Raw genomic sequence first — 6,188 nt, 5'->3', positions numbered from 1 at the left:
GCGTATGCCGTGCCGCCGACCCGACGACATACGCGCCGATCCCGTGTGCCCGGACGCCTCCCCTCGCTACGCTCGATGTCTCGGGGAGATCGAAGCAGGTGCCTCATGGGCGATCCGGAACAGCCGCGCGCCGGTCCCGAACGGTCGGGTCAGGACGGGCGCGGCGGCCTGAGTGCGAGCGGGTGGGCGGCCGTCACGGCGCTCGGAGCCGCGGCGATCACCGCCGCCGTCACGCTGGTCACCCACTTCGTGCCGCCGATGGGCGCGGAGCAGCAGGTGGTCGCCGAGTCCTCCGGCGCGGCTCCATCCGCGAATGCACTCCTGACGCCGGCTCCGGCCACCCCGATCCCGACGGCGGCTCTGTCTGCGGCTCCACGGTCGGAGCTGCTGAGACGGCTCACGGGCACGTGGTCGGGGCCGGCCAGGTCGGGGTCGCAGCGCTACACGATGACGCTCGTCGTGACGAGCTCGTGCGCCGAGGGGAAGACGTGCGGGACGCTGACCACCGACCTGCTGCCCTGCGTCGGGACCATCACGCTCGTCGCGATCGGGGACGGTCCGATGTTCGACTTCGCCACCGACTCGTTCAGCCGGGACAGCTCGGCGTCGTGCGCCCTGCGGACGGGTGGGGGCGACTACTTCGTGCTCGGCGCCGACGTGCTGGCCTACCAGACCGGCTACGACGGAGGCACGAGCGGCACCCTGCGCCGGGTGGGCTAGGTCGCCCGGGCCAGCTCGCAGACGAGACGCAGGGCGTCCTCGACGGAGCCGGTGACGTCGGGGATGGGGAAGAGCGTGGCGCGCACGACGCGGTCGCGGTCGACGACCAGCGTCTGCCGCTTGAGCTGAGTCGTACCGCCGGCGCGGAAGGTCGGCAGCCGCAGAGCCACGTGTCACCGAACTCCGGCCTACCAGGACCCGGAGGACGAGCCGCCACCGCCGCCACCGGAGAAACCGCCTCCGGCGAAGCCCGACGAGCCGGATGAGCCGGGCGTCGAGGTGAAGGTGCCGGTGGAGGTCGTCGAGAACGAGTCGACTCCGGCGGCGATGCTCGTGAAGTCGGGGAACGCGTTGCCGCTCCAGACGTACCACGTCGGCATGAGGAGGGGCTGGTTCGCCGCCTCCGCCGCCTTGGCGACCTCGGCGAACGTGTGGGCCCACCGGTCCGCGACACCGAAGACGACGGCATACGGCAGGTAGCGGCTGAAGACGTTGGACGCCTCCTCGAACTCGATCTGCCCGGCCTCCGCGGTGGTGAGGTACTCCTTGAACCCGAGCGACTGCGCGAGCACCGCGGACCCCTCAGCCGTCTTCGCCGCCATCCGCCCGCCCAGGACCCAGACGATGAGGCCCGCGACGATGAGCCCGATGCCGAGCGCCACTCCCCCGCTGAAGCCGCCGCCGAGCATGGCGCTGATGGCCCGGCGGCCGTAGAAGAGCAGGAGGCCGCCGAGGGCCGCGATGACGAGCCCGACGCCCTGCCACACTCCACGTTGGGTCTGGGGCGAGGAGCGGAACCACCCGCGCGTCACGACCTCCTGGTACATCGCGCCCTGGATGCGCTTCAGGGTGCTGGCGAAGGTGTTCTTGAGCTCCGAGAGGGGCACGACGTCGCCCCGGGTGGAGAAGATGCCGTCGAGCAGCTGCCGCTCGTAGGGCAGCAGGCGCTCCTCGGGCGGCGGCGCCAGCCGCGTCAGGGTCCAGTCGGTCCGGCTGAAGACGCCCTCGCCGCCGACCTCCTCGATGCGCAGGAAGCCGCGCACCGCGAGGTCGATCACCGTCGCGGACACGTCGATCGGGTTGGCGGTCTCGTCGATGATGGTGCCGACCATGCCGGGCTGAACGCCCCGGGGTGGCTGGAACTGGACCGCCACGGTGGGTGAGCCACCACGGACGGTGGCCGCGCCGGGCGTGCCGTCGCCGGCGGCCCCGGTGCCGAACACCGGCGACAGGCCGGGGGTGAGGTCGGCGTAGCGCTCGTCGCGTCCGCGCGTCCACACCAGCGCACCCATCACGGCCAGCGCCAGGACGGGGGCACCGATGGCGCCGGCCCAGGCCGCCGCGTTGGCGGCCGGGGCGGCGTCGGAGCCGATCGAGGCCCCGGAGTCCCCCTGGCGGACGTCCGCCCGCACGTCCCCGAAGGCCGAGGGCGGGTAGGAGGCGAGCACGGACATCGCGTCGCCGGGCGCGAGGTTCTCGGCGGAGAATCGCGCCGGGTTGCCGGACGTGGCCTGGCACGGCGTGTCGGACCGGCTGATGCCCTGGTAGCAGGCTGCCTTCGTCGACCCCGCCGGTGCGGTGACGGTGATGGAGACCCGGTCGCGCGGCGTCGTCTCGTTCGTCCCGAAGACGTTGTAGTAGAGCTCGACCGAGTCGGTCTGGCTCGGGTCCGTGGCCGGCTTGCCGTCGGCGGTGATCGGGTTGAGCACGTTGTGGAGCGTGTAGCTGACCTTGTAGACCTGGGTGCCGCTGGTGTACTGGTCCGCCGACCCGATCCGGATCTCCCGCGCAGCGCCGTTGTCCCTGACGCTGAAGTTGTCGGGGGCGCCGCTCGGGCTCGCGACGGCGACGTCGGTCATGTCGTAGTAGCGGTAGCGGTTCTCCTCGTTGTTCCACCCCATCCGCACGACGACGTCGCGGAAGATCCCGTGCTTCTGCTGACCCGACGGGAAGCGCCAGGTGATGGTCTCGGTGACCTTCATGCTGCCGTCGGGCTGGAGGTCGTAGACGGCGACGAAGGAGTCCATGCCCTCGTCGCCCGCGGCATACGCACTGCCCAGGGGTGCGACGAGGAGCAGGGCGGCCGCGAGGAGGAGCCCCAGCACGCCGAGCCGCCGGCCGCGCCTCACGCTCGATCGGGTCGAGCCGGTCGATCCAGCCATCGGGGTGCCTCCACGTCGTTCGTCCCGTCCATCCTGACACCGGACGCGCGTGGCGTGCCTCCGGTTCCGGCAGCGGAGGCGCCGAGTCGTGCGGCCGGGAGCGAGGGGTTCAGCGTCGTCGGTTGGCCGCGCTCATCGCGCGGTCCGCCTCACGGTTGTCCTGGCGCTCGCGAAGGGCATGCCGCTTGTCGTACTCCTTCTTGCCGGTCGCGATCGCGATCTCCACCTTGGCGCGGCCGTCCTTGAAGTAGAGGGACAGCGGCACGATGGTGCGCCCGCTCTCGCGGGTCTTGTGGGCGATCTTCACGAGCTCGGCGCGGTGCAGGAGCAGCTTGCGCTTGCGACGAGGGGCGTGGTTGTTCCACGTGCCGTTGAGGTACTCGGGGATGTGGACGTTCTCGAGGTAGAGCTCGTCGCCGGTGAACATCGCGAAGCCGTCGACCAGCGACGCCCGCCCCATCCGCAGCGCCTTCACCTCGGTGCCGGACAGGACGATGCCCGCCTCGAAGGTGTCGTCGATGAGGTAGTCGTGTCGGGCCTTGCGGTTGCTCGCGATGAGCGACCGCCCCTTCTCCTTGGGCACCGGACCGTCCTTCCGAGTCGGGTCTGCAACCGATGCGCACGGGGCGTGCGCGGGTGCGTGGCCTGTCGCCGACGTACGGCGGGGCTCAGCGCACCAACGCTACCCCGAAGACGTGACCGGCTCCGAGCCGGTTTCCCTCAGGTGCCCTTCAGGCCGGTCAGAGCCAGCCGCGCGGGTCGACGGGGGTGCCGTCCTCGTAGACACCGAAGTGCAGGTGGCAGCCGGTGGAGTAGCCGGTCGTGCCCGAGTAGCCGATGAGCTGGCCGCGGTTCACGCTGCCGCCGAAGTCCACGATGCTCGTCAGGTGGTTGTAGGTCGTCACGAGGTCGACCCCGCGGCGGATCCCGTGGTCGATGACGACCTGGTTGCCCCAGCCGCTCGCCCGCCAGCCGGCGCGGATGATCTGACCCGGCGCGGCGGCATACACCGGCGTGCCGCAGGGGATGCCCCAGTCGAGGCCGTCGTGGAGCATCCACTTGAGCAGGACCGGGTGCCACCGCATGCCGAAGCCGGACGTCGTCGGACCGTTGGCCGGGAAGCTGAGGAAGTTCGACGGGGTGGAGTCGCTCGGGACCGTGACGGGCGGCTGTGCCCGCGGGGTGTAGCTCCTCCCGTGCTTCGCGGCGGCGGCGGCCTTGGCGCGCTCGGCGGCGATCCTCGCCTGACGTTCGCGCTCGAGCTTCGCCTTGAGCGCGGCGACGCGCTTCTGCTCGGCGATGCGCGCCTTGCGGGCCTGCTCGACGAGGACCGCCCGCAGGCGGTTCGACTCGGCCTGAGCGGCGGCCAGATCGGCGGCCTCGTTCTTGCGCTGGACGGCGAGGTCGGCGGCGTAGGTCGACTGCTTGGCCTTGAGCTGGTCGAGCTGCGTCTTCGCCGCGGCGGCGTTCTGCGTGGCGGTGATCGCGTTGTTCTTGGCGACGACGGCCTGGTTCTTGGCCTGCGTGGCTGCTGCAGCCGCAGCCTCGGCGCCACGGAGGGCGGCCTCGGCCTGGCGCTTCAGGTCGGCGATCTCGCCACGCACGGACGTCAGGTAGGAGCGGGTGGAGGTGTTGTCGACCGTCATCGCGGCGAGCTTGTCGATGGTGTCGCTCGCGACGGCGCTGGCCRTGTCGGCCATCACGAGCCGGTTGGCGAAGTCCTGGGGGGACGTCGAGCCGAAGACCATCCCGAGCTGGGACTCCTGCTCCGAGCCCTGGAAGACCTCAGCCGCGTAGGAGTCGAGGGCGTCCTGGCTCGTGACGAGCTCGGTGGAGCTCTTGGCGAGCTGCTCCGTGGCGCGCTGCTGGTTGGCCTGGGCGACCGCGAGCCGCTGGGCCACCTCCTCGTTGTGGGCGCGGGCCTTGGCCTCGGCGTCGATCGCGCGGGCCTCGGTGGCCTCGGCCGCGACCTGCGCCGCCTGGGCCTTGGCCTGAGCCCCTTGCGCCGCGACGACGCGCTGCTGGGCAAGCGGGAGGGCCGCGTTGGTCCGCTCGAGGTTGACGAAGGCCCGCGCGAGCGAGGCGTTGGTGCCTTCGAGCTGCTGTCCGAGCGCGGCGATCTTCTGGTCGTTGCGCTTCTTCTGGTCCGAGACGGAGTCCGCACGCGCGACGAGGGCCGAGCCCAGCGAGACGGAGCAGGCGACGACGAGGCCCGCGGCCGTCAGCCTGGCGGCGGGGCCGGTCTTGTCATCACGTCTCATGAGCCACATAGTGCCCAATTGGTACCACAGGTCACTCCGGTTGGCGAGAGTTCGTTCCGGTTTCGCACAGGTCGACCTCAGACCCGCAGGTAGCGGCGCAGCGTGACCCACGACGTCAGGGTCGAGAGACCGACGACGCCGACGATGACGAAGGGCGCGACGTGGTAGACGTCGGCGACGCCGATGAACGCCGTGTCGGTGAGGGTCTGGCTGAGGAAGCCGACGACGCCGTAGCGCACCGTGGCCCACAGCATGCCCATCGCCAGCGCCGCCCCGAGCACGCTGGCCAGTACGGTCTCCATGACGAACGGGAAGCGGATGGTGAAGTTCGAGGCGCCGACCAGGCGCATGATCCCGGTCTCGCGGCGCCGGCTGAAGGCGGTCTGGCGGATCGTCGTCGAGATCAGCATGACGGCCGCGAAGACCATGAGCGACGAGAGGGCGATCGCGGCCCAGGAGACGGTGTTCATGAAGGTGAAGAACTTCTCGAGGAGCTTCTTCTGGTCCTGGACGTCGGCCACGCCCGGCATGCCCTTGATCGAGCTCGCGACGACGTCGAACTTGTTGGCGTCGTTGAGGTTCACGCGGTACGAGTCGGCGAAGTAGGACTCCCCCGCGCGGGCGAGCGGCGAGTTCTTGTAGGTCTGCTTGAACCGGTCGAAGGCCTGGTCGCGTGACTCGTAGTAGACCTCCTTGACCGTCGGCTTCAGCGCCTCGAGCTCGGCTTTGATGGCCATGCGCTGCGCGTCCGTCGTCGGCTCACCCCCACAGTTGGCGAAGCGGGTCTTCTCGGCACAGAGCAGGACTGTCACCTGGACGCGGTCGTACCAGTAGTCCTTCATGGTGTCGACCTGCCGCTGGCCCATGAGGCCGAGGCCGAGGAGGTACATCGAGATCATCGTCACGATGACGACCGAGACGGCCATCGAGAGGTTGCGCCGGAGGCCGTTGCCGACCTCGCCGAGGAGGAACTGGAATCGCATGTCGTGTCTCGCTCTGTCTCGCGCTCAGCGGTCGCTCGTCTGGACGGCCTTGTGCCGACGGA

The 6,188-nt window shown here is 70.5% G+C and carries 6 protein-coding genes; 1 reads left to right on the top strand and 5 read right to left on the bottom strand.

Annotation, left to right across the window (positions count from 1 at the left end):
• Window positions 1-105 precede the first annotated feature (105 nt).
• Entirely contained in the window at window positions 106-720 is a 615-nt protein-coding gene (locus AC1DP0_RS16495) for a hypothetical protein (RefSeq protein ID WP_478086224.1), read from the top strand.
• On the opposite strand, the gene AC1DP0_RS16490 is transcribed toward AC1DP0_RS16495, so the two are convergent.
• The 5 genes from AC1DP0_RS16490 to ftsX all read right to left on the bottom strand — a co-directional run bounded on the left by AC1DP0_RS16490 (window position 717) and on the right by ftsX (window position 6,126).
• A complete protein-coding gene (locus AC1DP0_RS16490) occupies window positions 717-890 on the bottom strand; it encodes a hypothetical protein (RefSeq protein ID WP_478086220.1) in 174 nt (57 codons plus the stop codon). The two genes, AC1DP0_RS16495 and AC1DP0_RS16490, sit on opposite strands and share 4 nt — an antisense overlap.
• 18 nt (window positions 891-908) lie before the next feature.
• Window positions 909-2,882 carry a DUF2207 domain-containing protein gene (locus tag AC1DP0_RS16485; RefSeq protein WP_478086216.1) on the bottom strand — a complete coding sequence of 658 codons (1,974 nt, stop codon included), beginning with the start codon at window positions 2,880-2,882 and terminating at the stop codon, window positions 909-911.
• A gap of 109 nt (window positions 2,883-2,991) precedes the next feature.
• A complete protein-coding gene (gene smpB / locus AC1DP0_RS16480; protein WP_442281133.1) occupies window positions 2,992-3,465 on the bottom strand; it encodes an SsrA-binding protein SmpB in 474 nt (157 codons plus the stop codon).
• A 157-nt stretch (window positions 3,466-3,622) separates the two neighbouring features.
• Window positions 3,623-5,143, bottom strand: a complete 1,521-nt coding sequence (locus AC1DP0_RS16475; protein ID WP_478086212.1) for a peptidoglycan DD-metalloendopeptidase family protein — start codon at window positions 5,141-5,143, stop codon at window positions 3,623-3,625.
• Between the two features lie 77 nt (window positions 5,144-5,220).
• Entirely contained in the window at window positions 5,221-6,126 is a 906-nt protein-coding gene (ftsX, locus tag AC1DP0_RS16470; protein WP_478086208.1) for a permease-like cell division protein FtsX, read from the bottom strand.
• Between the last annotated feature and the right edge of the window lie 62 nt (window positions 6,127-6,188).

The sequence above is a fragment of the Terrabacter sp. P5_B1 genome (assembly GCF_056400505.1).
This window is presented reverse-complemented; position numbering and strand designations above follow the sequence as displayed.

Coding starts and splice junctions, on each gene's coding strand:
- AC1DP0_RS16485 (WP_478086216.1), bottom strand. CDS start 2,882: ATGGCTGGATCGACCGGCTCGACCCGATCGAGCGTGAGGCGCGGCCGG.
- ftsX (WP_478086208.1), bottom strand. CDS start 6,126: ATGCGATTCCAGTTCCTCCTCGGCGAGGTCGGCAACGGCCTCCGGCGC.
- AC1DP0_RS16495 (WP_478086224.1), top strand. CDS start 106: ATGGGCGATCCGGAACAGCCGCGCGCCGGTCCCGAACGGTCGGGTCAG.